Raw genomic sequence first — 24,643 nt, 5'->3', positions numbered from 1 at the left:
CCCCACCCCCTTCAAAGGGGTAGGGCTGTTTCATTCTCATTCTAAAGATATTACTGTCCTAATAAAGGCGCGTATGGCGCGAGCGAAGACGCCTTATCCTGTTCCATAAATTTTCTGTAAATGCATCTCTTCTTGAGAAATTGTCCCCTTGAGGGGACCGCAGGGGTGTAAAGCTACGAAGCAGATCACTTTTGCTAGTAAATACTGATGAACCAGCAGGTGTAAACACCCCTATAGTCCCCTCAAGGGGACAATTCTTCCTAAGCGCTGGGCATTAAGTTTTAATGAAGGGCGAATTTGTAAAAGTTATGGAACAAGATAAGGCGTCTTCGCTCGCGCTATGAAAAAGGTAGTATGAAACGGCCCTACCTTCAAAGGGGGACTTCCCCGCACAAGTACAGATTCTGCTTAACTTTCTAACTCCCAAACTCTCTAACTCTCTAACTCCACAAACACTTTCTCCACCTGGTTCTGCACTTGCTTATAGCCGGCTTTAAAGTTGGGAATGCCTCCTTCAGCCCAGCCGCGCCAGAGGAGCATTTTTGATTGAGGACTGATGAGGTCGATGATGAGGGTGCCTTGCTTGAACAGGTCGACACTGCGGTAGCCGGGCATGTCGGCATGGCCGTAATTATAGCGGTAGCCGCTCATGTAGCCGTAGCTGTAGCCAAAGCCGGTACTGAAGTTCTCCGGCTTGTCTTTCTCCTCCGGCACCGACACACTGACATCATAGGCCACCAGCACATCCGGATTGCTTTCAACTTTCCTGTAGCCGCGCTCCTGCAACTCCTCCTCCACTGCCCGCCGAATGTGCCTGTCCAGGTTCGCGTTGTAGCCTTTTTCATAGTTTGGTTCAGCTACGGGTTGTTGTTGAAACCAGGCATAGGTTTTATAGGTGGCCATGCGCGCATAGGGTGCTTTGATGGCGCTTGCGCCCACTGCCCCGGATGTTGTAACGCAGGAGTTTAATCCGATAAAACACATCATCAGGCAAAGCAGGACTATCAGGCGGTTAGTAGCTGTTGTCATTAATTGGAAAGAATAGATTTATGTAAAGATGCAACACAATGGGTTTAAGTGACTGGTGTTAAGCAAAATGTAAACTCTTTACTCCCCCTTTGAAGGGGGTAAGGGGGATGTTTACACCTGCGGATAATCGTTAAAGAAAAACATACCTAAGTTGCCTTTCACCAAACGGCTTCAGTCAATGTAGATTAACGTTGAATAGGACGACACATTCCTTCGTAGGAACAGTTCGCGACCTGCCGTACATGATAATTCCTCCCCACACAACAGGTGATAAGTATCATTTTTCCCAACCAACTGAACCAGTAGGTTTGCATAAATGGTACAAAAACAAATTTAGGAGGAAGCTGCCAGCATCGCAAGTACAATTCATTGAACATACCAGATACTTACAAAGTATAGCTACTATAAAAGCAACAATTATGTATACCCAACCCACAACCTATAAATCAGCTGAAGAAGCGCTTTCCGTTATCAAGTCAGGAGACCGGGTCTTTCTGCACGGAAGTGCGGCGACTCCCTCCTACCTCATCAAGAAGTTAGCAGAGCGCGCTGGCGAGCTGCGCGATGTTGAGCTGGTGAGCATTACCACCTTTGGCGACATGCCCGTGGCCGACCCTAAGTTCAGCGATTCCTTTTACATTAACTCCCTTTTCGTGTCGGCCAATGTGCGGGAAGCGGTAAACAGTGGCCGCGGCGATTACGTGCCTATATTCCTGAGCGAAATCCCCAATCTCTTCCGCAGCGGCATCATGCCCCTGGATGTGGCCATCGTTCACGTTTCCCCTCCTGACCGCCATGGCTTTTGCTCGCTGGGTGTATCCGTAGACATAGCCCGGGAAGCAGTGCTGAGCTCGAAACATGTGATCGCGCAGGTAAACCCACAGATGCCGCGCACGCATGGCGATGCCCTTATCCATACCCGCCGGTTTGATGCTTTGGTTGAAGTGAACGACCCGCTTCCGGAAGTAGACTACAGCCAGAAGATAAGCAGCGCAGAGGAAAAGATAGGGAAGTATATCGCGGAAATGGTAGATGACGGTGCCACGCTGCAGATGGGTATCGGCGGCATTCCGGATGCGGTACTTGGTTACCTGACAAACCACCAGCGTCTCGGCATTCATACCGAGATGTTTTCAAACGGCATCCTTCCGCTGGTGGAGAAAGGAGTTATCACGAATGAACACAAGAAGAAACATCCCGGCCGCATCGCCACAGGGTTTATAGTAGGTAACCGCCAGCTGTACGATTTTGTAGATGATAACCCCCTCATCACAATGCTTCGGACAGATTACGTAAATGATGTGACGGTGATACGCACTAACCCGAAAATGACAGCCATCAACAGTGCCATCGAGATTGACCTGACCGGACAGGTGGTTTCAGATTCTATCGGCACCTACCAATACTCCGGCATCGGTGGCCAGATGGACTTTATGCGTGGTGCTGCCCTATCTAAAGGAGGAAAGCCGATTATTGCACTGCCTTCTGTTACAAACAAAGGCATCTCCCGCATTACTCCTTTCATCAACCAGGGAGCCGGCGTGGTGACTACGCGCGCGCACGTACACTATGTGGTAACCGAATACGGCGTGGCCTACCTATACGGCAAGAACCTGCGCCAAAGGGCCAAGGCCCTCATCGGCATTGCCCACCCGGACCACCGCGAACGACTGGAGGAAGAAGCGTTGAAGCGTTTCCGGCATTTATAGTAAGAGTTGTTGTCTGCAAATGTAAGGCTAAGTCTTAGCTCCAGCGGGACAGCAAGCTTGTATAGATTCTTTCTTCACTTTTAGCTCAAGTTGCGGTGTGCAGATTTCAATTCCGTTGAAGGCCCACTCCTACTCCCAATACCGTCAACTAAAGGAAACTGTGGCTAAACTGTCATTTCGAACATTCTTGAGGCGCGAGCCGAAAAGAGCCAGCGAAGCTGTGAGAAATCTGTGTTATTTCATTACCCCACAATATTTCAGATTTCTCACAGCGTTCGAAATGACAAAAGAAGCTAAAGTTGACGACATTGCCCCTTCCAAAAGGGGAATTTAGCCTATAATAAAGACTCCCCTCCTCAGAGTGGTAAGGGGTGGGTTTATTTCAGCTACAAAAATATTCATCGCAACTTGATTTTTCAGCTAAAAGGAAGCGGGCTTCCCTGATACTCAACAAGCCGCTCCTCTGGAACTAGTTGTGTTTTGAGACTTCTGGCTATTACAGGTCGTCCCGCTGGGACTAAGTAAAACGCAAAAGGCAGGGGTCATCCTAATGCAATCAGAATGCCAAAACTATGGCGCGAGCGTCTACGATCGTGTTAACTATTACACGGCCTCTGGCCGCTTCATCTAGATAACGTTATCAGTTTTTTCCCAATCAATGCCTTTCCTTTCTTCTAAAGTACAGCCAAATCAAAATACAACTTCTTTCTATTTGTCTGCCGTTCGTATGTATATACCGCTATAGCGTCTAGGTATAAAGCTGTACAACGAAAAAAACATTTTACCTGTAAGAGAGGTAGAATCTATGAAAAATTAAATTATAAGAAAATGGCTGATATTTCAACACAAGTACCGTCCGCTCCCCCACAGTGGGTGGAGAACTTTGCTAAATTCGGGTTAAGTGCCAAAGGTGTGGTGTACTGCCTGATTGGTGTCCTTGCCTTTATGTCTGCTTTCGAGCTTGGAGGGCAGTCTACTGAAGGTGCGGATAGATCAGGTACCTTTCAATTTATACTGGAGCAGCCTTTCGGCAAGTGGCTTCTAGGAATAGTGGCAGCAGGCTTGGCGTGTTATGTGCTCTGGCGCTTTATACAGGCAATACAGGATACTGAACACGAGGGCTCCGACGCCAAAGGTATAGCCAAACGCCTGCGCTATGCCTTCAGCGGATTGATATATGCTGGTTTGGCATACCTGGCAGCAAATATGGCTTTGGGAAACGGCGGAGGCAGCGGTGGCGATTCCCGCCAAACCCTGGCCAGTGAGCTTTTGCAGCAACCCTTCGGCCAGTGGCTGGTAGGCATTGTGGCAGTGGGCACTATGATAGCCGGGCTATACCAGATTTACCATGGATACTCTGAGGATTATAAGAAGAAGATCCGGAGCACGGGCCTGAAGAATGACGTGGAAGACACGATGATTCGCGCCGGTATGGCCGGTTTTATAGCACGCGGCATCGTTTGGCTGGTGATTGGCTATATGTTTCTACAGGCAGCCCTGCATTCCAACGCGCAGGAGGCCGGAGGCAGCAGCAGAGCATTTGCTTTCCTGGAAGAAGCCTCCTATGGCTCCTATCTGCTCGGCGCTGTGGCCTTGGGGCTGATTTGCTACGGTGTGTTTATGTTTATGCGCGCCAAGTATCTGCCGGTTTACAGGTAACCGCTGTTGCTTTTCTAAAACGTTCTTTCAGTGATCCCTTCTCTCAAGGGCTTCAATTAGGACACAAGACCCAAATGCCCAATCTCATATTTCAAGTTTTCAACTTGGAGTATGAGGAAATGTGTCTTGATCACAGCCCTTGAGAGAAGAAATTGCCATGTTAACCTAGCTATGTCTATGGCGCGAGCTTTTTTGCTCGGGTCTACTATCCTTGGGCCTCTGACCCAGTCGGGTTGCAAACACGACATCAATATAGATACAAGTTTGAAAACTTGCGCCAGTAAGATAGAGCATGGAACGTCTCTTTCGTCTAGGGGAGAATTCACAAACACACTCAAGGGTATAATATAATTCCCGCTAAACCTTTTTTACTTTACAACCCACCCATGCTTCAAAACAAACTCCCTGACCTACCCTCTCTTATCCAGTTACGCCACGACCTGCACCAGCACCCGGAGGTATCGGGCCAGGAAAAGCAGACAGCAGAACGCATTGTGCAACACCTGCAGCAGTACAATCCTGACCAGCTACTGACTGGCCTGGGAGGTACTGGCGTAGCCGCTGTCTTTTATGGCAAAAATCCGGAGGGGCCGGTGGTGCTCTTCAGGGCGGAGTTGGATGCCCTGCCCATAGCAGAAACAACTGATCTGGCTTACACTTCACAGCAGAAAGGTATCGGCCACCAGTGCGGCCACGACGGACACATGACCATACTGACTGGTTTGGGAAGTCTCTTACACCAGCACAAACCCGCGAGTGGGAAAGTGATACTGTTGTACCAGCCAGCGGAAGAGACAGGCGCAGGGGCCTGGGATGTGCTGCAGGAAGAAGCGTTTTTAGCATTACAACCGGATTATGTGTTTGCCCTGCACAATTTGCCGGGAGTGCCGATGCACCAGGTGGTGGTGCGGCAGGATGTTTTTGCCGCTGCCTCTACGGGTATGGTGGTGGAGTTGCAGGGGAAATCCTCGCATGCAGCTGAACCAGAGAAAGGTTTAAACCCCGGGCAGGCGATGGCTAAAATCGTACTGAACTTCAACCAGATAGTACAGCAGAAAGCACAGTTTCAGGACCTCACGCTGCTGACAGTCATTCATGCCCGCTTAGGTGAGGTGGCCTTCGGCACAAACCCCGGCTTCGCTACAGTCATGGCTACGCTCCGCTCCTACCAGCCTGCGGATCTCAAAAAGCTTAAGACGCTAACACAAGAGGATGTAGCCCGTATGGCAGAAAAGTATGGGCTAAGTTATAAGCTGCATTTTGCAGAAGAATTCCCTGCCACGGTAAACCATCCGGAAGCGGTGCAGTTAATACAGAGAGCAGCTGACCATTTGAACCTGGAGGTGAGGGAAGCTGAACACCCTTTTAGATGGTCAGAGGATTTCGGGCACTTCACACAGAAGTATAAAGGGGCCTTATTCGGGCTCGGGTCCGGGAAGGCACAACCACAGTTGCACCACTCCGATTACGACTTCCCGGACAAGCTAATCCCAACAGGAGCAGTTATGTTCCATCGTATTGCACAAGAAATACTGAGCGTATAACACATTATGTTTCATTCCTCTTACATCGAAATAAGTAAATCAGCACTTCAAAACAATATCAGATTCCTGAAGCAGCAGGTCGGACCAAACGTTACCTTCTCGTCTGTCATCAAAGGCAATGCCTACGGCCACGGTATTGAAGTATTTGGGCCACTGGCACAGGCATGTGGTATCGATCATTTTTCTGTGTTCAGTGCAGATGAGGCACTGCGGCTGCAGGATGCACTCCCCAGGCCTGCTACCATTATGATTATGGGCTATATTGACAATCCTGAACTGGAGTGGGCGATTCAGCATGATATTGAGTTTTTTGTTTTCGAACCTGACAGATTAACAGAAGCCGCCAAAGCAGCCGAGAAGATTGGCAAGCCAGCACGCGTGCATATCGAACTGGAAACAGGCATGAACCGGACCGGATTTAGCCTATCCGAACTTGAGCAACTAAAGACTATCCTGCAGAAATGCCGCCCGCATGTGGTACTCCAGGGGCTGTGTACGCACTTTGCCGGGGCCGAAAGTTATCAGAACCATGAAAGGGTAATGGCACAGCAGCAAAGCTTTCAGGCACAGCGGCAAGCGTTGGAGGAAAGAGGCCTTGTTCCAAATCAAACGCACACGGCCTGTTCGGCAGCGATGATGGGTTACCGGGACACGCACATGGACATGGTACGGGTGGGCATTATGCAGTATGGCTTCTGGCCCAGCCCGGAGGTGTACAGCCAGTATGTGAGCCGGCAAAAAGACAGAACAGATCCTTTGCAGCGCCTCATCAATTGGAAAAGCCGCATCATGAGCCTGAAGCAGGTGCCGCAGGGCGAGTTCGTCGGCTACGGTTCCTCTTTTCAGGCTCCCCGGGATATGGTGATGGCGGTAGTACCCGTCGGGTATGCCTGGGGGTACAGCCGCTCCCTCAGCAACCAGGGGCAGGTACTGATCCAGGGGCAACAGGCGGGTGTGGTCGGCATCGTGAATATGAATGTGATGATGGTGGATGTGACCGATATACCAAATGTTCAGAAAGAGGACGAGGTGGTGCTACTCGGCAAGCAGGGCAGCCAAAGCATTTCCGTCGCCTCTTTCAGCGAACTCAGCTCGCAACTGAACTACGAGTTACTGACAAGGCTGCCACTGAACATACCACGCATCGTAGTAGCGTGAGCTGATTTTTAAAAACGAATTGAAGGCAAAGTATAGCTGTCGAAGCTGTTCCGTGCATATCAGTCCGGGACAAAGCCTGAACCGAATTTACTAATCAGTGTGAGCGACAACCAGGAAACCAAGAAATCCCCGGCAGATGGCTTTCTTGTAGGGATGTCCGAAAGAGTAGCGCCATTCAGAATCAAAGTTTATACCCGCAGTTAAAGCAGTATTTGGCGCCAACAGGATGCCCTTCTACGTGGCAGTTGGGGCATACGCGGGTGTTGGCAGTCTCACGGTCTGACTTTGCCAGTTCCACGGAAACAATGCCTGTAGGCACTGCAATGATGCCGTAGCCCATGATCATAATACAGCTGGCGAGCATCTGGCCAAGCGGCGTTGCAGGCGCAATGTCTCCGTATCCCACAGTGGTCAGGGTGACGATGGTCCAGTAGATGCTCTTCGGTATGCTGGTAAACCCGCTTGCCTCCCCCTCAATCAGGTACATCATAGAACCTACAATGACCACCACCAGGAGAACTACCCCAATAAACACCAGGATTTTGTTCATGCTGGCACGCAGCGCCTTCGACAGCACATTCCCTTCATTGATAAACCTGGTCAGTTTAAATATGCGCGCAATCCGAACCAGTCGCAGCACCCGCACCACTAACAGGGATTGACTTCCAAATATGATGAGACTCAGGTAAGTAGGAAGTATGGAAAGTAAATCAACTATTCCAAAAAAGGAGAAAATGTACTTGAACGGACGGGGTGTGCTATAGATGCGCAGCGCGTACTCAATTGTGAAAATGATGGTAAACGTCCACTCCAGAAACCGAAAAAACGGAAGGTAGTGATAGGACAGTTCTTCAATGCTCTCCAGGGAAACAACCAGCACACTCAGCAGTATGAGCAGCAATAAAATAACATCAAAAACCTTTCCTGCAGGAGTTTCTGCCTCAAAGATGAGGGTATAAATCTTATGCTTGAGTTTATCTTTCTCTTTTGACGTCATGGATGGGATAATAGTGCTTATTTGCTACAGTATACGGAAAAGAATGCTGATATTAAAGCCAGACACATTCCTGCTGCTGACCTGCTTAAAAAGAAGAGACAATCTGCACCGAATCCCGCTGCAGCTTAGTGGCCACCAGCATTTCGCGGTCGTTGATACCTACCGATAAGCCCACGCCCAGGATAAGCGACATGAGCGGAGAGATTAACATGGCTCTGATGATATCAGCGCCGAACCCTGAATTAAAGCCAACGGAAAGCGTCTACTTCTTCACCTGAAGCAAGGGCAGGGCAGTGTACAGTACGTTCATCTTATTCAGCTCCTGCACCTGCACATTTATCTTCTGGCGGTCGCCTGGGTTATGGATTTCTTCGTCAGCATCAAACAACAGCAATTCAGCTTCCTGAGAAAGTACAGGCTTTAAATGTGGATACTCCTGCACCTTAAACAACAGGTTGCGCAGCAAGTACAACAGCCGCAGCACAACAACACTGCTGCCCTTGCCATAAAGCCGGATCGGGCTCAGGGAAAGAGCATACAGGTTCTCAAACGTTTCGTGCTGAAAGCGAATGCGGGCAGCACCGTCTTTGTCACACAACACCTTTTGATCAGTCAGTTGCATCCGAAGCACAAAGAGGTCTGTGATGTAATCAATGGCTTTGATGGCCGTTCCGGGGTCATTAATTCCAGGACTCAACGCCCTCACGGCACTTTCTGTGATATGTTTGAAACCAAAGAGGTAATTAACACTCGGCCGCTCCTCCCTGTAGAAATCCACCAGTTCAAAGAAGTTCTCTTTGAACTCGTCCATATTGTCGAGGCGCTTGTTGATACGCGCAAAGGGAATACCGACTATCAGAAAGTTACCCAAAGAAAGCTCAAAATCCAGGACTACATTATACTTGCAGCAAAGTTCAAGAACAGCCTGTTCGTCAAGACTTTGCAGGTAGCCGGTTTTAGGGCTTTCAATGTAATGCCAGGTATGGGAATTTACAAATACATTCGGCACTTCGGGGCCATTATCCTCTTCTATCGCCTTAGAAAGTTCTTTATGGGTAACCGTGTGAATACTTTCAAGTATGCTTTCTATTTGAATTGTCTGAGAGATAGAATGTATGAAGTACACAAAAAAGCTGAGGCACAGGAAGGTAAAGCACATGGCCAGGAAAATGGAAAAGCCGGGAAGCGAGTTATCTTGAAGGGAGCTATTATAATACTCGGCCCTGACATTCACCATGATAATCAAGGTATAAACGAGTGTGCCCAGGTATAAGCCCAGCACACGCTGGTTCGATTTATAGGATATGAGACCGGGAATAACACGGGGTGTAAAATTGGCACTTGCCTGGTTCAGCACCAGCATCACCATCGTGAAAGAAAAGACTGTGAGCGAGATAACGCCGGTAGTAATGGAGCTTAGTATGAGTCTTGCCGTTTCACCGTTCGTAATAATCATGAAAGGCAGATCTTCTTTAAAATGTGAGCTTAGCCCTTGTGCTTCTAAGTAGAGCATGAGCAGGGCCAACGCGAAAAAAAAGATAGAGATCAGTGTAGGGTAAAAGCCAATGCTGTTAACGATGTATTGGTAGGCAAACTTTAGTTGACTCAGTATCTTATCCATGTTGCAAATTAAAAAAAGCTGCAAAAGAAGCAGCTATTTATTCTGGTTCATTTAGTAATACATAGAGTGAAAGGTTATAAAACAGGAGTTATACGTCGGTTTTAGCCAGGTGTTTTTTAGAGTAAATCTTAAAGGTGTCGCATTACTCCTACTCGTACCGAATGGTCTCAACCTACCCTACATCGGCCTGTGGATGATACAGGAGTGACTGCTATGGTGATGAATGTTCATCTTGTCAAACGTCAAATTCTGAAAATTCTGATCCAGACAATTTGATTCGGGATCGATTGGACAGGTTGCGACCATTCCGTGTGAGGCATTTGAGAATGGAAAAAGCTACCCTGTCACAGCGCCATCCGCTCTCTTATGTCCTGTCTAAACTCCAGGCATATAAGAAGTAAAGGTCTTGTCGGTGTAGAAAATCATGACCTGTTCTATGGCTTTACCGTCTGCCAATGGCGCTCTCACAGGAGGAAATGGTTCTTGTACTTTTTCAGGTGGTGGCGATTGTTTTGGTGTTTCAGCACTTGCCTTAGGCTGCACTTCTTCTGCTGCTGCAGCAGCTTTGTCAGGCTTACTTTCTGAGGCTAAACCTTTTAGCATCTTACCTTCTCCAAGCAAAAGCCAGTTGACGGCTATTTCCCGGTAGGAGCTTATAATCTTTAGCATAACATCCAGACTCGGTTTATTCCTGCCGCTAAGGATATGGCTGACTATAGCACGAGGCACTTCTATGTCATCAGCCAGTTGGGTAGAGGTAAATCCCTTATAATCCATTAGTTGCCTTATTCTATCTACCATAGGAAAGCGTTATTTTGCTTTTTCAGCACTTTACATTTGTAACTTACAAAATATTTTATAAGATAACAAACGTAAAACAGACAAAACACACCTTCTTGTTTTACTGTTCACATAAAGCTTTATATAATTATTAATCAGAATGTTATTTCATATTTCAACATCACGAACATCTACTGTTTACATTTGTATATACATTTGTAAACAGGAATGCCTATTTATTTGAAGTAGTCTTCGCTCCTGCTTGTATACATTTATCAGGAAGTTTGAATTTAAGCGCTGCATATAAGGCTATAAGTACAAATGGTAGAGTACTAAATCTACAGAAGTGACACAATGGCAGGCAAAGAAGGCGCTATTGTGGATAAGTCGAGTTATCCACAATAGCTTACTTTTCAACCTTTTAACGCTTATGGGCAGGTCTTATACTTTCAGCCTGTTTTGCCGGTTCTGAACAGGACATGACATAAATGGCTAATTAAAAGAAGCAGTAAACCCTTGATATGAACTATTGTTAAAATTGGACTATACCAACAAAATTTAGATGCATTGCTGATAAGAAAGAGGAAGGAAACAAAAAGCCGGTAAGGAGGCTTTTTCTAAAGCTGCTCTCTTACCGGCCTGGGAAATATTTAATAACTTAACTTTATTTGACAAGCAAAACACCATGCATCCTATGCCAGTGGTCAGGATAGGTACATACATACTGGTAGGCACCCGGTATTGAGGGAGAGATGAACTCAAGCATAACAGTCTGCCCGGGCAAGGCCATGGGTGAGGCCGCAATTACAGCAGGTGATTCCGGCACATAGTTTCCGGAGGCGCCTACTTCTGCAGCGGCCATTGCCACCTGCTTGTACATGCCAGGGGCAGTAAAGACTACATTGTGCATCATGGGCATATCTACTCCTTCGTTGATGAATGTCAGGTTCACCAAAACTTCCGCTTTAACCTCAAGGGTATCCTCTTTGTAGGCTATCTCCTCCAGGGTATTCCCGATGGCATGCAAGGTAATTTCCTGCACTGGCTGCAGCGTAGTATCCTGCTCCTCCACCACATAGGCAATGGCGCTATCAACGGCACCTTCAGCCGTCAGTTCTTCAGAAGAAGCGGCATCCTCTGACGTAGAATCTACCGGGTTACAGTTCCAGAGGAGAAAGCAACAGCACACCAAACTTCCATTCAAAAAATATCTTTTCATTTGTGTTTCATTTAGTAACTGACGTTACGCAAGCAGTTCATTGTCTCTCATCGAAGGGGGACTTTTCCGGCTTAAGTAAATTTTTGCGTAACATCAGTTAGTAAGCAACAGAGCGGCTTTAAAGCCAGTACAGTTGAAGTGCTATTGCTTATGGTTACTACTCTTCTAAATGGACAGAGACGACAGCCACCTCAATTCTTAAAGCAATAGCCTAAATTACCCAAAGTATTCCTGTGCCAGTTTTTTATCGTGGCCGTAGAGGTCTTCCCGGAAGTGTATCTGCCCCTGCTCATCTACCCAGCTGGTAAAGTAAACAATATACACCTGTACATTAGTAGGCAAGGTTACCCATTCTTCCTCTCCACTGGTCATGGTACTTCTTATTCTAGACTCGGTCCATTCCGGCTGGTCCTGCAAAAGGTATTTAGCAAGTTCCACCGGTTGCTCCACCCGCACACAACCATGGCTAAAGTCACGGGAGGTCTGGCTGAAGAGGGCATCCGCAGGCGTGTCGTGCAGGTACACGTTATACTCGTTCGGGAACAGGAACTTGATCATTCCCAGTGAATTCTTCGGTCCCGGCTTCTGGCGCACCATGTAACTAAAGTTCTCCTTCGTAACACTGGCCCAGTTGATGGAATGAGGCGAAATATTTTTTGGGTTCTTTTCCTTCGTTACCACCTCCATGTTCTGTGTGGACAGCCAGTTCGGGTTGTTCACCAACTTCGGTTTAATCTCAGCCTCCATGATGGTATTGGGCACGTTCCAGTAAGGGGCCATTACCACATACTCTATTTTGTCGCTGAAGATGGGGGTAGAATGCATAGTTTTACCTACAATCACGCGCATATCCATCACCTTCTTATACGCTCTTTCAGCTTCAGGATCGTTATCCGGGTCTTCATAAATGTACATCTTGTACTCCGGAATGTTCACCCATATATATTTCTGTTCCAGGCTCTTCGGCACCAGACGCTTCGGAATCCAGCGCCAGCGCTCCATGTTAATCGTTATCTGGCGGATGCGTTCTTCCACCGGCACGTTCATGGTGGAGAGGGTATTGCCTCCCACAACGCCGTCCTCTGTAAGGCCGTGCAGCATCTGGAACTGCTTTACCTGCTTTGCCAGGTTGGCATCATACACATACAGGGAAGAATCGTTTTTTGCGATTTTCATATCTGGATTCAACCGCTTGCGCAGCAATAACACAGCCGCTGCCGTATCCCCTTCCTTCAGCATTTTTTTATTACCTAACTCAATTCTGGTCCAACCGCCTTCTTCTTCAAGTGTGCGGTACTCCTGCAGCTTGTCGCGGAGGCGTGTATAGCCCGCGTGCAGCGCCTCAAATTCGTAGTAGGGGTATGTACTCTCCCGCTCGCGCAGAATAGTCTGTAGGGCCTTGTGCAGTTTAATTTTGTTTTTCTTAACGTCCCACTTCATGTTCCCTTCCTGATGTGGGATGATGCGCCCGCGGTAAAAGTCAGACGCATAGTTAAAGTAGGAGGCTGTGAGCGCTACGTCAATTTCCTGCTGCAGCGTAAGCCTGGCAGAATCCTGGGGCTCCACCTGCCGGTACTGCTCAATCAACTTCTCGACGTCCACAATACGGTATTTAGCCGGTTCCAGCCCTTCTTTGGAAGAGCCTTCTATAACAGCCAGAAATTTTTCTGCTTCAGGCACCAGTTCGTTGTCGCGGAACCAGGCCAGTTCATAGTCGCGGTCGCCGTAAAACAGGAACATGAACTCTTCATGCTCCTTGAACTCCGGCTCTTTTTCTATATAATTAACTACAAAAGCGCTGTCGGTAGAGGCTTGTGGCAACGCGTTATCACCAAATAGGCCAGAGACTATTCCCTCCTCATCGCCTTCTTCTGATGAGGTTTGGCTACAACTGCTCACTCCTATCACGCCCCATGCAGCAACAAGCGGGACTATAAGGTACTTTCGAATATAAGGGTTCATAATTATGGTTTAGTTGGTTTATGTGCTTCTTAACTGAATCTGCCTGAACACCGCTATAGTTAATCCTACAACAATCTTAGTATAATTCAATTAAAGTCATCTCAATAGGTTAAAATAGGCACTTCTGCACTATGTACTACAAATTGGCACAAAATGTTCGATAGAGGATTCCGGATGCTTTATTATAAATGTTCAGCCCCTGTTGTACATTCCTGTTCACCTCGTTTTACATAATAACAACACTAAACAAAAAATAGTTAACGGCTGCCTAAGTGAGTTCGGCCTCGCTTTTGCTTCAGCTTTCGTCATTTGGCTTTAATGCCTATCTTACACCTAAAAGCTATAAAAGAAAAAATGAACGTATACCTACGATGCCTACTTGGGCTGGGTGTGGCAGGAAGCCTGCAGCTTGCCTCCTGCTCAACGCAACCTGCTAATGACAACGAGACTATGACAAAAGAACAAAGCGCTGAGGAAACAGCACCTGTTGATGTGCACAGCTATGCCAGGCCCGCAGAGGCAGTAGCCCAACACCTTGACCTGGATATTGCCGTTGACTTTGACCAGAAAGTACTGAGTGGCCGGGCAGCTTACAAGATAGAGAACAAGACCGGCACAGACCAGATTATCTTCGACACGCGAAACCTGCAAATTGAAAAGGTTTTCTTAGGTGATGAACTGGAGGAGACCACCTTCCGTCTGGGCGAAGGCGACCAAACACTTGGCCAACCGCTGATTGTGCAAATAAAACCTGATACAGAGAAAGTAACTATACAATACAGCACTTCGCCGGATGCGGCCGCCCTGCAGTGGCTGAGCCCACAGCAGACAGCCGGCAAAAAATATCCGTTCCTGTTCACGCAGTCACAGGCTATACTAGCCCGTACCTGGATCCCGATCCAGGACAGCCCCGGCATCCGCATCACTTATAATGCAAATGTAAAAGTGCCGAAGGAACTGCTGGCGTTAATGAGCGCAGAGAACCCTACAGCGAAGAACGACACTGGTATTTACTCTTTCGAGATGAAGCAGCCGATTCCTTCTTACCTGATGGCCCTTTCAGTGGGTGACCTGACGTTCCGTGAAATTGGTCCGCAGACAGGCATCTACGCAGAGCCTGCTACCATTGACGCAGCAGCCTACGAATTTGCCGAGATGGATAAAATGCTCGTGGCTGCCGAAAAGCTGTACGGGAAATACCGCTGGGACCAGTATGACCTGCTGGTGCTGCCGCCCTCCTTCCCTTTCGGCGGTATGGAGAACCCACGCCTAACTTTTGTGACGCCTACCGTGCTGGCAAAAGACCGTTCCCTCACCAGTTTGATTGCGCATGAGCTGGCGCACAGCTGGAGCGGCAACCTGGTTACCAATGGCACCTGGAACGACTTCTGGCTGAACGAAGGCTTTACTGTTTATTTTGAGCGTCGCATTATGGAAGAACTCTACGGCAAAGAGTATGCAGATATGCTGAACGTGCTCGGTTACCAGGACCTCACCAACACCATAGAAGAACTAGGTGCTAACCATGAGGATACCCGCCTGCAGCTCGAACTGGAAGGACGTGACCCGGACGAAGGACTGACAGATATTGCATACGAGAAAGGGAATTTCTTTTTAAGAAATGTAGAACGGGCCGTTGGCCGCGAAAGGTTTGACGCCTTCCTAAACAATTATTTCAGCACCTTTGCCTTCCAGAGCACCAACACAGATAAATTTCTGGACTTCCTGCGCACAGAGCTGATAAAGGGAGACGAGGAACTGGCGCAAAAGATTAACGTTGAAGGATGGGTATTCTCACCGGGCCTCCCACAGGACTTTGTAAAACCGACATCTTCCCGCTTCGCGAGAGTGGAAGAAGCATACAAGGGCTGGCAAAGCGGAAAACCTGCCGCACAGCTGCAAACTGCTGACTGGTCGAGCCACGAATGGCTGCACTTTATCCGGATGCTGCCTGAGCAGATGTCGCAGCAACAATTAACGGAGCTTGATAAAGCCTTTAACTTCACTAACTCAGGTAATGCTGAGGTTTTAGCAGCCTGGTTCCTGCATGCCATCCGTAACAACTATACCACTGCCGACCAGGCGCTGGAGACTTTCCTTACAAACGTGGGCCGCCGCAAATTCCTGGTGCCGATTTACAAGGAACTTATTAAGACGCCGGAGGGAAAGAAGAAGGCGCTCGCCATTTATGCGAAAGCCAGACCGAATTATCATGCAGTGTCTACTGTAACACTGGATGACCTCCTGAAGTAGAAGCAAAAAGAGAGGCGCAGCTAAAGTATAGCTGCGCCTCTCTTATTAAGTTTGTTTTGTGTTGGAAAGCTCTGTTACCTTCTTACCTGCTGGTTGAGCCAAGCGAAGGTACAGAGCCCTTCTTATATCAAATCAGAATGTTAACTTATTTTTCGGCCTTAATATTAATAGCCTGCTCCGCAAGTTTCGTAAGCATAGCATCTGTCTTCTTCTCTTCTTCAAGTGTAGTCGTCAGTTGCTTTAACACATCCTTCAAATCTAACTGCTTTGCATACGCACAAAGAGTACCATATGCAGCAATTTCGTAGTGTTCTACCCGTTGTGCACTGGCAATAAGCGCAGCGTCCATAACACTTGCATCTGCCTTCTCGCTCATCATAGATTCGGCTTCACGGATGATGCCTTCCATTGCCAGGCATTTTTCACCTTTGGCCTTCTCACCCATAGTTTCAAATATACCCTCAAGGCGCTCAATCTGCTGGTTTGTCACATCCAGGTGCTCCTGGAAAGACTGCTTTAACTTGTCAGATGATGCTGCCTTAATCATTTTAGGAAGCGCTTTGGTGATTTGCTGTTCTGCGTTATAAACGTCTTTTAGTTCGTGGATCATAAGATCCTTTAAATTATTAAGTTTCATAGCTTGGAAAGGTTTCGCGTTAAAAATATAATGGCTTATCAGCCTATGTACATCCTATACGACACACTAAAACATGAGTTTTAATATATGATTTTTTATTATCCAAATAGTTGTTTTATTTCGCTGTAACAGTATTAAATATAAATTAATCTATATACCTAAATAGTGAGCTATATAAAAAAAGCCGCTGAACCTGTAGAACCTGTCATCGTTCAGCGTTTCTCATGAAACGATTTTTATTAAATGCGGTAATCCTATGGGGGTGGTGGCATGTTTTGTAAATTGCCGTGCTACTCTGATGAAAATAAATAATACAGCACCCGTGGACAAACCCAAAGGAAAACTTATTGCGATAGGCGGAAACGAGGATAAGGGTACTTACCCGAATCCCAGATCAAAGAAAAAGTATTACCTCGACTTTTTTGAGCTAGGTATACTGAAGCGCTTTCTGCAGGAGATCCCAGCCCGGAAACCACAGATAGAGGTTATTACAACCGCATCCATGATACCCGAAGAGGTTGGGGAGCGCTACCTGAGCGCCTTCAGAATCCTGGGGGTGGAGAATGTTGGCCTGATGCACATTCGCACCGAAGATGATGCGCAGTACCCGGAGTACCTGGAGCGGATAAAAAAAGCAGACGGGGTGATGTTTAGTGGCGGCGATCAGTCCCGCATTACCCGGATGTTCCTGAACACTGACATCCTGGATGTACTGAAGCACCGCTACTGGAACGAAGACTTTACAATAGCAGGAACCAGCGCCGGGGCCATGGCCATGTCCAGAATCATGATTAAAGGCGGCAGCGCCCCTGAATCGCTTTTGCGTGGCTCTGTAAAAATAGGTGAAGGGCTTAACCTGATCGAAGGTGTTATCATTGATACGCACTTTGTGGTGAGAGGCCGCTTTGGCCGCTTAATGGAAGCGGTGGTGACGCACCCTAAAACAGTAGGCATTGGTTTAGGTGAAGACACCGGAGTACTTCTGACTGAAGGACATATCATAGAGACAATCGGCTCAAACCTGGTGGTGGTGGTAGATGGCCACGATGTGAAATACACAAACGTGCATGAAGTAGAAAAGGGCCGCCCTGTCGCCATCGACAACATGGTGATGCACGTGCTGGCGAAAGGCAACCTCTATGATTTTAATTCCCGCCGCTTCTTTAAAAGCGAAGAAGCTTTACACCATGCGCAGCTACAGGATGTTAAGTAAGCAATGGCGGCGGTATTGGGGGCATCAGCCATGTTTTTTACCCTTCTCTATAGATGCCGACAAAAGTTTCTTCCTGATTTCGCTTACTGGCCCGGTACATTCCTTCTGAATTGAAGGGCAGCGCTACCTCTCCTGCTGCGTTCAAGGCTATCAATCCTCCTTCCCCCCCGAATTTTACCAGTTTATCCATCACTACTGCATCGCAGGCCTGCTGCAGGGAGTAACCTTTATACTCTATCAGGCAGGAGACATCATAGGCCACTACGGCACGCATGAAGAACTCCCCGTGTCCGGTGCAGGAGACAGCGCAGGTATTGTTATTAGCATAAGTACCTGAGCCAATAATTGGTGTGTCGCCAATACGGTTATAGCGCTTGTTCGTCATTCCGCCGGTGGAGGTGGCAGATGCCACGTTCCCTTTGCTGTCTACGGCAACCGCTCCTACCGTACCATACTTCTCATCCACCTGCTCCGTGTGGTCGAGCATGAAAACATCGGAGTCCCGTACTTCACTCCATTGTTTGTAGCGGTGAGAACTGAAGAAGTATGACTCAGGAGCAAAGGCAAAGCCGTTGTTACGGGCAAACTCTTCTGCCCCGTAGCCGCTCAGCATTACATGGTCGGAGTGCTGCAGCACCGCCCGCGAGAGCCTGACAGGGTTCCTGATTCCCTGTACGCCCGCTACTGCTCCAGCTTCCAGTGTTTGCCCACACATAATAGCTGCATCCATTTCGTGCCTGCCTTCTTTCGAGAAAACAGAGCCACGTCCAGCATTAAACAAAGGGTTATCTTCGAGGCTCACAACCGCCTGCTCCACAGCATCCAGGGCACACTTCCCTTCCTGCAGCAGTTTATACCCCAGCTCTACAGCCTCTTTCAGTGCGGCTTTATACGCTTTATCCTGATCTGAAGTAAGAGACGCTTTTGTAATGGTGCCAGCTCCTCCATGTATGGCAATGGCTAAGTTATTCATATTAAGTATGGGTTCACTATTAGTTCATTATCCTGTACGCCGCTCCCCATTCCGCTGTTCTATAGGAGACTGCTAAAAAAGGACACAGTCTGTGTTTAAAAAGACATTGACGTTCAGTTACCGGAAGAACTCAGACAGCTGTTTCCGGTAGAAGTGAGCAAGAGGCGCTAGCCAATGTTCATCAGGCTGCTATAAAAGAACTTAACTCTTAATTCGGCAGGAGCACTTTAAGAAGAAACGCTTTTGCCTGGAAGGGATATGGCTTGTTTAGCGCTGATTTTTATGGCTGATTTAGGGCTTCAGTGAACCTGAATTAGATGAAAAATAGTTATCTTTGTTCTAATCAAGATAACCTATTTAATTCATAAATTATGTCGTTTGATATCCAAGGTAAGCTGTACGAAACGTTTGAGGAGCAACAGGTAAGTGATAAGTTTAAAAAGCGCGAATTCGTGCTGGAGATTCCGGATGGCTCATACACGCAGTATGTAAAGTTTCAGTTAACGCAGGACAAGTGCAGCCTGTTAGAAGCTTTCAAAAATGGCGATGAGGTGAAGGTAACCTTTAACCTGACTGGTAAGCCATTCACTAAAAACGGCACTACCATGTACTTCACAAACCTGCAGGCCTGGAGATTAGAACCAGCAGGAGCCAATACGCCAGGCGCAGCTCCGCAGCAGGATGCTCCTTCGTTCTATAGCAGCGAAGCAGACAATGATTTACCTTTCTAAGGAAATAAGTCTAAAATAAATTTAAAGCGAGCTGTGAAGCTCGCTTTTTTTATGTCTCCTTCACCCTTTCGCTCGTATCATGCTCTGTTTCATCAATAATATCTATCAAAAACATTAAGCTTATGTACTGGTATATGTAGTATTAGCTCTTATACTGTAGCACGATATTTGAGAAGTTTCATTAGGTTTTAGCTCATGCAACCCTCTCTAATAGAAGATAGTCCGCTATATTTCTGACGAAGTAGCAGAACTAAAATTTCCGATTTCAGTTAATTTTTTCAGCGCCTCCCAAACCTATGGACGAACTACAGCGCCTGATTTTACTAGGCGAAAACGACACCGTTGATTTTAAACAACGGGTAACGCAGCCCGAAAAAATTGCCCGTACCCTTGTGTCCTTTGCGAATACCCGGGGCGGGATTATCCTGATAGGAGTAAAAGACGATGGCACCATTTCAGGTATTGACCCTGAAGAAGAGAAACACATTCTGCAAATGGCTGCGGAGTTTTACTGCGATCCTCCTGTGCATGTGCAGTACGAAGAAGTGGAGGAAGACCACCGGACAGTACTGAAAGTAATTATACCGGAGAGTAAAGTGAAGCCTCACTTTGCCAAGGTTAAAGAAGACGACTGGCGTGGCTTTGTACGCGTGAAGGACACCAGCGTGCAGACAAGCAAGATGGTGAATAAGGCATTGGAGCAAGAGCCGGACGAGTTTGAGCGCCTGCCGCTGGACCGGCACGAAAATGCCGTACTGGGCTATTTAAAGCTGAGCCCCCGCATTACGTTGAAACAGTACATGAAGCTGGCCAATCTTTCGGAGCGCCGCGCCTATCGCACCCTCGTAAAGCTGGTGATACACGGTTACCTGCGCCTGCATGACAAAGAGAAAGAAGAATATTATACCCTGAGTTAAGGAAAATGTATTATAGCTGCATCAGCTTCAGATAAATTATATCTTAAACATATATAAAAGCGGCAGCGGGCTCAAGCGCGCTGCCTCTCCTGCTTACTGATTCAGTACCTGGTGCCCATTCTCATAGTATTCGTTGTTGCTGAAGTTCCCCTGCTCGTCATATACTTTCCAATTGCCGAACCAAAAGTAGCGGGTCTTTTCAGTAGTGTCTTCCATTCTCGCTTGCCCCACCTTGGCCAGGGCCCCGTTCTCGTGATACCGCTTTACCAGAATATGATCCAACCTCCGTTTATACTTCTCCACCATATATAATTTGCCGCTGGGGTAGTAGTAGCGCCAGGTGCCCCTTTCCCTTCCGTGCCTGAAGCGGCCTTTACGAATCACTGTCTTATCATCTAGCCCCAACACTTTCCACCTGCCATGGAAGCGGCCGCTGTTATCAAAACGGTTAATACGGAAGGGCCAGTTTCCTTTCTGATAGTCACCATCCGGTGCTTTAGCAATAAGCTGCGCCTCTGCCAGAAATGGCAAAAGAACAAATGCACATAAGACATAAAACTGTTTCTTCATAAGTATAATGCTTTAAGTGTATTGCTGAAATACTGAACGAAACAAAAAATATTTTCTTTATAACTAAACGTTTAGTTTTAAAGGATATTATTAGTAAAGTTTTGAAAATTAGCCTTGTATATGCTGTTCTTTAAGTGTAATATACTACTGTGTTTACTGCTCCGCTTTCCTGGGCTGTTTCTAACGTAGCCGCACCATCCGTTAGCACGTAAAATGTTTATTCCTGAGAGAGCAGAAGCATTGCGAAGTAGATAAAACTTTTTAGTTTTCACCCTTAGCCTTAAGCCTATGGCCAGCCCTAGCAAAACCCCCACTGCCACCGACGGCAGAATGAAAGTCTCTAAATCAAGCAGCACCTCTAAAGCAAGCAAAACAGCAAAGGCAAAAACAAAAGCATCAGAAGTAGAAACAAAGAAGATCTTTGTGCTGGATACCTCTGTTATCCTGTACGACCATAGTGCTATCCAGAATTTCCAGGAACACGATGTGGCCATTCCCATCACCGTTCTGGAGGAACTGGATAACTTCAAGAAAGGGAACGACATCAAGAACTTTGAAGCCCGGGAATTTATCCGTTTCATCGACAAACTCTCTGCCGAGCACCGCCTGCAGGAGTGGCTCCCATTAAACGGAAAAAACAAGGGCTACTTCAAGGTGCTGATGGATGAGTCGGCTGATATTGATGCCATGGCTATTTTTGGAGACAAGAACGATCACCGCATCCTTAACTCCGCCCTGTCCCTGAAACAGGAAAAGCCGGACAACAAAATTGTGCTGGTGACCAAAGATATTAACCTTCGGCTGAAAGCCAGGGCACTTAATATCACCGCTGAAGATTATGAAACCGGTAAGATACAGGATGTAGCCGGTTTGTACACCGGTAACGACACAATAGAAGATGTATCGCCGGCCGTGATAAGTGAACTGTATGAGAAAGGTGAATGTGAACCTGAGAAGGCGCTGCAACAAACACCTACAGATAATCATTACTTTATCTTAAAGAGCTTTAAGAGCTCCATCCTGGCTTTTTATAACGCAGCGGAAAAGAAACTGGAGCGGGTTGACAAGCTGACGTCTTTTGGTGTAAAGCCCCGCAATGCGGAGCAGGCGTTTGCCATCCATGCACTGCTGAACCCGCAGATAAAACTCGTTACTGTTCAAGGGGTGGCAGGCACAGGCAAAACGCTTCTTGCACTTGCGTCTGCCCTGGAGCAGCGCCGGGAGTACAAGCAGATTTACCTGGCCCGGCCTGTCGTGCCGCTGAGCAATAAAGACATCGGTTATCTGCCCGGCGATATTAAGTCAAAACTCAACCCTTACATGGAGCCGCTCTGGGATAACCTGAAGTATATTCAGAACCAGTTTGCCGAGTCAAGCAAGGAGTACCAGAAGATACGGGACATGGTGGACCTGGAAAAACTGATGATTACGCCTCTGGCCTATATCCGTGGCCGCAGTTTATCGAACATTGTTTTTATCGTGGACGAAGCCCAGAACCTGACGCCACACGAAGTAAAGACCATCATATCGCGTGCGGGTGAGAACACGAAAATCGTTTTCACAGGAGACGTTTACCAGATAGACACCCCATACCTCGACTCACAGAGTAACGGCCTCTCCTATTTGATTGACCGTGCCAAGAATCATCCATTATACGCGCACATCACGCTGCTGAAAGGCGAACGCTCTGAACTAGCCAACCTGGCAAACGAGTTGTTGTAGCTGAACATAAGTATCCCAAAAACAGAAATCCCTGTATTATCGCTAATGCAGGTATTTCTGTTTTTGGAAATAAAGAATTTTCTTTTTGTCTTTCGTCCTAACTCTTTCTTCCTTTCTCCTAAACAACCTACTTCCGTTTCAAGTACCTTGTCTGCAGAATGTGCATGTGGTGCAGCTCATGCGCTGCTATTACATGGATAAGCCCCCGCAAAGATATTTCGCGGCCGTTCGCTACCCCACGATTGTTCATCATTTCAAAGGTAAAGCTGCGGAACATCGCCATGTTAGAGCGTCTTGTCAGCTCATATTCATCCAGAAGGCTTTCCAGAGGGCGGATGTTGGCCAGCGAATTATAGGCATACTTCCCTTCGTCCCAACCAGGCAGAGTGGCTTCTTCCCCCCTGCTAATGCAAAGGGCACGATAGCCAAAAATCCGGTCCGAATCGATGAGGTGTTGCAGCACTTCTTTCATCGTCCACTTTCCTTCGGCATACGCTTCTTCTGCTCGCTCGTCAGAAATCTTCCTGAACATGTAACGCAGGTCTGACCCCTGCTTTTCGAGTATATAAAGAATATCGCCTTCAGGCAGGAGGTCCATGTACTGCTGGTAGTAATCAGGATACTCCTCTATAGTAGGTCTGTTAATGGTGATAGGCATACGCTTGTTCTACTTTAGCGCTTTCTTTTTACTGTTATTTAAAAGTAAAGTTCTCAGACCCAGCAGCCCCTTTTCCGCGGCATCCTGCTTCCTGTACGTTCTCAGCAAACAACTGAATCTGTCCCATGGATTCTCCCCGTAAGTTGCCTGCTGCCGCCAGACAAGTTTAGTGCCTCCCTCCACTGCTGTCAGTGTAAAAGAGCCGTGCAACCTGCTGGTGTCGGCATCATCACTTTCAAGATACAGCAGTGATGTTGGACTGGTGCTTCCGGTAAACACCACCTGCCCGTTTCCAACCTTATCTCCGCTCCACTTCATGCGTGCCCCTGCTCCTGCCATTGGGCCACCATACAGGTAAATCATGCTGGGGTCCGTCTGCTTGTTCAAAATAGTCCACTTCTCCCACTCCATCGGATTGTCGAGGTATGTATAGACCTCTTCAGAAGTGGCATCCAGCACAATGCTTTGCTGCACCTCGAGCTGTGTAGGTAACTGGTATAAGGCACCGGCCAAAGCTGCTGTTAGCACAAGCAGCGATGAAATCACGATTGTGACCAGCTTCATAGGAGATTCATTTTTCGTTTTTCTATTCTATATATTAGAGGGAGTAAATTACACTAATTTAAATGAGCTTTCAGATATGAAACAAGCGCTACAGGATGATATTTTTTTCACTCTTTTTTAAGAGCTTTGCAAGAGCTGTTTTACCTAATTCAGCCTAAAAGGCTTTAGGCACGTAGAGGGTAATGAATTAAATAAAAACCAACAATAACAGATATGCTGAACGACTGGATACATAAAGGATTAAAATACTCACAGAATCCGATCTTTAAAAGTATTCTTGGAAAATCAGGCAAACTGCTGGCAAAACCCGCCAAGCTTGGCCTGCTATTAACATCTGCCTATGGCAAACTTGTAGTGGTAGACAGTAATAAAAGCGGGTTTGAGCAACTGAAGGAATTCATGCTCACTTTCATCCGGCTGGTTAAGTTTTACATAAACGGGCAATACCGCAATGTATCCAGCAAGTCTCTGCTCATTGGCGTGGCGGTGCTGCTATACTTAGTAACTCCCCTGGACATTATTCCTGACTTTATACCTGTGATAGGTTTGCTGGATGACTTAAGCCTGATGGCCTGGTTTATCGATGCTTTTCAGACTGAAATCAACAAGTTCAGACAATGGGAATCTGACACGAACTTTGACGATTCGCGCATCGGTTCCCTATAAGCAATTTCACTATGGCAGGTGTGCAGGAGTAAGAATTCGTGCACAAGAAGCTGAACCAGCT

22 protein-coding genes are annotated in these 24,643 nt (G+C 47.2%); 10 read left to right on the top strand and 12 right to left on the bottom strand.

The genetic code is table 11. The features are described from left to right. Positions 1 to 432: 432 nt before the first annotated feature. The gene (locus E1919_RS09415) at positions 433 to 1,029 is read right to left on the bottom strand and encodes a DUF4136 domain-containing protein (protein WP_162053105.1); all 597 of its coding nucleotides are present in this window, start codon (positions 1,027 to 1,029) and stop codon (positions 433 to 435) included. A 419-nt stretch (positions 1,030 to 1,448) separates the two neighbouring features. Between E1919_RS09415 and E1919_RS09410 the strand changes: the two genes are divergently transcribed. The 4 genes from E1919_RS09410 to alr all read left to right on the top strand — a co-directional run bounded on the left by E1919_RS09410 (position 1,449) and on the right by alr (position 7,099). Then, positions 1,449 to 2,738, top strand: coding sequence for an acetyl-CoA hydrolase/transferase family protein (locus E1919_RS09410; protein WP_162053104.1), 1,290 nt, complete (start codon positions 1,449 to 1,451; stop codon positions 2,736 to 2,738). Between the two features lie 828 nt (positions 2,739 to 3,566). Beyond that, positions 3,567 to 4,397 (top strand): DUF1206 domain-containing protein, encoded by an 831-nt coding sequence (locus E1919_RS09405; RefSeq protein WP_162053103.1) that lies wholly within the window; start codon positions 3,567 to 3,569, stop codon positions 4,395 to 4,397. A 386-nt stretch (positions 4,398 to 4,783) separates the two neighbouring features. Continuing rightward, entirely contained in the window at positions 4,784 to 5,941 is a 1,158-nt protein-coding gene (locus E1919_RS09400; protein ID WP_162053102.1) for an amidohydrolase, read from the top strand. Between the two features lie 6 nt (positions 5,942 to 5,947). Beyond that, positions 5,948 to 7,099: an alanine racemase gene (gene alr, locus E1919_RS09395; protein ID WP_162053101.1), complete on the top strand. Its 1,152-nt coding sequence runs from the start codon at positions 5,948 to 5,950 to the stop codon at positions 7,097 to 7,099. 181 nt (positions 7,100 to 7,280) lie between these two features. On the opposite strand, the gene E1919_RS09390 is transcribed toward alr, so the two are convergent. The 6 genes from E1919_RS09390 to E1919_RS09365 all read right to left on the bottom strand — a co-directional run bounded on the left by E1919_RS09390 (position 7,281) and on the right by E1919_RS09365 (position 13,678). After that, a complete protein-coding gene (locus E1919_RS09390; RefSeq protein WP_162053100.1) occupies positions 7,281 to 8,096 on the bottom strand; it encodes an ion transporter in 816 nt (271 codons plus the stop codon). An 85-nt stretch (positions 8,097 to 8,181) separates the two neighbouring features. Further along, positions 8,182 to 8,307 carry a DUF389 domain-containing protein gene (locus E1919_RS27565; RefSeq protein WP_162053099.1) on the bottom strand — a complete coding sequence of 42 codons (126 nt, stop codon included), beginning with the start codon at positions 8,305 to 8,307 and terminating at the stop codon, positions 8,182 to 8,184. Between the two features lie 51 nt (positions 8,308 to 8,358). Further along, positions 8,359 to 9,717, bottom strand: a complete 1,359-nt coding sequence (locus E1919_RS09380) for a DUF2254 domain-containing protein (protein WP_162053098.1) — start codon at positions 9,715 to 9,717, stop codon at positions 8,359 to 8,361. Positions 9,718 to 10,092: 375 nt separating this feature from the next. Then, positions 10,093 to 10,518, bottom strand: a complete 426-nt coding sequence (locus E1919_RS09375) for a helix-turn-helix transcriptional regulator (RefSeq protein ID WP_162053097.1) — start codon at positions 10,516 to 10,518, stop codon at positions 10,093 to 10,095. A gap of 643 nt (positions 10,519 to 11,161) precedes the next feature. Then, complete coding sequence (locus tag E1919_RS09370) at positions 11,162 to 11,716, bottom strand: plastocyanin/azurin family copper-binding protein (RefSeq protein ID WP_162053096.1); 555 nt, start codon at positions 11,714 to 11,716, stop codon at positions 11,162 to 11,164. 216 nt (positions 11,717 to 11,932) lie between these two features. Continuing rightward, the gene (locus tag E1919_RS09365) at positions 11,933 to 13,678 is read right to left on the bottom strand and encodes a L,D-transpeptidase family protein (RefSeq protein WP_162053095.1); all 1,746 of its coding nucleotides are present in this window, start codon (positions 13,676 to 13,678) and stop codon (positions 11,933 to 11,935) included. 354 nt (positions 13,679 to 14,032) lie between these two features. On the opposite strand from E1919_RS09365, the gene E1919_RS09360 reads away from it, so the two are divergent. Beyond that, positions 14,033 to 15,931, top strand: a complete 1,899-nt coding sequence (locus E1919_RS09360; RefSeq protein ID WP_202915884.1) for a M1 family metallopeptidase — start codon at positions 14,033 to 14,035, stop codon at positions 15,929 to 15,931. A gap of 145 nt (positions 15,932 to 16,076) precedes the next feature. On the opposite strand, the gene E1919_RS09355 is transcribed toward E1919_RS09360, so the two are convergent. Next, complete coding sequence (locus E1919_RS09355; protein WP_162053094.1) at positions 16,077 to 16,568, bottom strand: YciE/YciF ferroxidase family protein; 492 nt, start codon at positions 16,566 to 16,568, stop codon at positions 16,077 to 16,079. A gap of 298 nt (positions 16,569 to 16,866) precedes the next feature. On the opposite strand from E1919_RS09355, the gene E1919_RS09350 reads away from it, so the two are divergent. Beyond that, entirely contained in the window at positions 16,867 to 17,781 is a 915-nt protein-coding gene (locus E1919_RS09350; protein WP_237144204.1) for a cyanophycinase, read from the top strand. A gap of 37 nt (positions 17,782 to 17,818) precedes the next feature. Here the strand turns inward: E1919_RS09350 and E1919_RS09345 are convergent, their stop codons facing one another. Continuing rightward, entirely contained in the window at positions 17,819 to 18,754 is a 936-nt protein-coding gene (locus tag E1919_RS09345) for an isoaspartyl peptidase/L-asparaginase family protein (protein WP_162053093.1), read from the bottom strand. A gap of 371 nt (positions 18,755 to 19,125) precedes the next feature. On the opposite strand from E1919_RS09345, the gene E1919_RS09340 reads away from it, so the two are divergent. Further along, a complete protein-coding gene (locus E1919_RS09340) occupies positions 19,126 to 19,485 on the top strand; it encodes a DUF3127 domain-containing protein (protein WP_162053092.1) in 360 nt (119 codons plus the stop codon). A 296-nt stretch (positions 19,486 to 19,781) separates the two neighbouring features. Further along, on the top strand, positions 19,782 to 20,402 hold the full coding sequence (locus tag E1919_RS09335; protein ID WP_162053091.1) for an AlbA family DNA-binding domain-containing protein: 621 nt from the start codon (positions 19,782 to 19,784) through the stop codon (positions 20,400 to 20,402). A 93-nt stretch (positions 20,403 to 20,495) separates the two neighbouring features. On the opposite strand, the gene E1919_RS09330 is transcribed toward E1919_RS09335, so the two are convergent. Next, complete coding sequence (locus tag E1919_RS09330) at positions 20,496 to 20,972, bottom strand: toxin-antitoxin system YwqK family antitoxin (RefSeq protein ID WP_237144202.1); 477 nt, start codon at positions 20,970 to 20,972, stop codon at positions 20,496 to 20,498. A gap of 330 nt (positions 20,973 to 21,302) precedes the next feature. Here E1919_RS09330 and E1919_RS09325 point away from each other — a divergent pair, with 330 nt between their 5' ends. Then, the gene (locus E1919_RS09325) at positions 21,303 to 22,694 is read left to right on the top strand and encodes a PhoH family protein (protein WP_162053143.1); all 1,392 of its coding nucleotides are present in this window, start codon (positions 21,303 to 21,305) and stop codon (positions 22,692 to 22,694) included. A 127-nt stretch (positions 22,695 to 22,821) separates the two neighbouring features. On the opposite strand, the gene E1919_RS09320 is transcribed toward E1919_RS09325, so the two are convergent. Both E1919_RS09320 and E1919_RS09315 read right to left on the bottom strand, forming a co-directional pair. After that, a complete protein-coding gene (locus E1919_RS09320; RefSeq protein WP_162053090.1) occupies positions 22,822 to 23,352 on the bottom strand; it encodes a DinB family protein in 531 nt (176 codons plus the stop codon). Between the two features lie 9 nt (positions 23,353 to 23,361). Further along, positions 23,362 to 23,916 carry an SRPBCC domain-containing protein gene (locus E1919_RS09315; RefSeq protein ID WP_162053089.1) on the bottom strand — a complete coding sequence of 185 codons (555 nt, stop codon included), beginning with the start codon at positions 23,914 to 23,916 and terminating at the stop codon, positions 23,362 to 23,364. 213 nt (positions 23,917 to 24,129) lie between these two features. On the opposite strand from E1919_RS09315, the gene E1919_RS09310 reads away from it, so the two are divergent. Further along, on the top strand, positions 24,130 to 24,582 hold the full coding sequence (locus E1919_RS09310; RefSeq protein WP_162053088.1) for a YkvA family protein: 453 nt from the start codon (positions 24,130 to 24,132) through the stop codon (positions 24,580 to 24,582). The last annotated feature ends 61 nt before the right edge of the window (positions 24,583 to 24,643 follow it).

This window comes from Pontibacter pamirensis, assembly GCF_010015475.1.
Taxonomy (GTDB): Bacteria; Bacteroidota; Bacteroidia; order Cytophagales; family Hymenobacteraceae; genus Pontibacter; species Pontibacter pamirensis.
This window is presented reverse-complemented; position numbering and strand designations above follow the sequence as displayed.

Excerpts from the sequence above, each read along its gene's own strand:
- E1919_RS09415 (WP_162053105.1), bottom strand. The coding sequence starts at position 1,029 with ATGACAACAGCTACTAACCGCCTGATAGTCCTGCTTTGCCTGATGATG.
- E1919_RS09410 (WP_162053104.1), top strand. The coding sequence starts at position 1,449 with ATGTATACCCAACCCACAACCTATAAATCAGCTGAAGAAGCGCTTTCC.
- E1919_RS09405 (WP_162053103.1), top strand. The coding sequence starts at position 3,567 with ATGGCTGATATTTCAACACAAGTACCGTCCGCTCCCCCACAGTGGGTG.
- E1919_RS09400 (WP_162053102.1), top strand. The coding sequence starts at position 4,784 with ATGCTTCAAAACAAACTCCCTGACCTACCCTCTCTTATCCAGTTACGC.
- alr (WP_162053101.1), top strand. The coding sequence starts at position 5,948 with ATGTTTCATTCCTCTTACATCGAAATAAGTAAATCAGCACTTCAAAAC.
- E1919_RS09390 (WP_162053100.1), bottom strand. The coding sequence starts at position 8,096 with ATGACGTCAAAAGAGAAAGATAAACTCAAGCATAAGATTTATACCCTC.
- E1919_RS27565 (WP_162053099.1), bottom strand. The coding sequence starts at position 8,307 with ATGTTAATCTCTCCGCTCATGTCGCTTATCCTGGGCGTGGGCTTATCG.
- E1919_RS09380 (WP_162053098.1), bottom strand. The coding sequence starts at position 9,717 with ATGGATAAGATACTGAGTCAACTAAAGTTTGCCTACCAATACATCGTT.
- E1919_RS09375 (WP_162053097.1), bottom strand. The coding sequence starts at position 10,518 with ATGGTAGATAGAATAAGGCAACTAATGGATTATAAGGGATTTACCTCT.
- E1919_RS09370 (WP_162053096.1), bottom strand. The coding sequence starts at position 11,716 with ATGAAAAGATATTTTTTGAATGGAAGTTTGGTGTGCTGTTGCTTTCTC.
- E1919_RS09365 (WP_162053095.1), bottom strand. The coding sequence starts at position 13,678 with ATGAACCCTTATATTCGAAAGTACCTTATAGTCCCGCTTGTTGCTGCA.
- E1919_RS09360 (WP_202915884.1), top strand. The coding sequence starts at position 14,033 with ATGAACGTATACCTACGATGCCTACTTGGGCTGGGTGTGGCAGGAAGC.
- E1919_RS09355 (WP_162053094.1), bottom strand. The coding sequence starts at position 16,568 with ATGAAACTTAATAATTTAAAGGATCTTATGATCCACGAACTAAAAGAC.
- E1919_RS09350 (WP_237144204.1), top strand. The coding sequence starts at position 16,867 with ATGAAAATAAATAATACAGCACCCGTGGACAAACCCAAAGGAAAACTT.
- E1919_RS09345 (WP_162053093.1), bottom strand. The coding sequence starts at position 18,754 with ATGAATAACTTAGCCATTGCCATACATGGAGGAGCTGGCACCATTACA.
- E1919_RS09340 (WP_162053092.1), top strand. The coding sequence starts at position 19,126 with ATGTCGTTTGATATCCAAGGTAAGCTGTACGAAACGTTTGAGGAGCAA.
- E1919_RS09335 (WP_162053091.1), top strand. The coding sequence starts at position 19,782 with ATGGACGAACTACAGCGCCTGATTTTACTAGGCGAAAACGACACCGTT.
- E1919_RS09330 (WP_237144202.1), bottom strand. The coding sequence starts at position 20,972 with ATGAAGAAACAGTTTTATGTCTTATGTGCATTTGTTCTTTTGCCATTT.
- E1919_RS09325 (WP_162053143.1), top strand. The coding sequence starts at position 21,303 with ATGAAAGTCTCTAAATCAAGCAGCACCTCTAAAGCAAGCAAAACAGCA.
- E1919_RS09320 (WP_162053090.1), bottom strand. The coding sequence starts at position 23,352 with ATGCCTATCACCATTAACAGACCTACTATAGAGGAGTATCCTGATTAC.
- E1919_RS09315 (WP_162053089.1), bottom strand. The coding sequence starts at position 23,916 with ATGAAGCTGGTCACAATCGTGATTTCATCGCTGCTTGTGCTAACAGCA.
- E1919_RS09310 (WP_162053088.1), top strand. The coding sequence starts at position 24,130 with ATGCTGAACGACTGGATACATAAAGGATTAAAATACTCACAGAATCCG.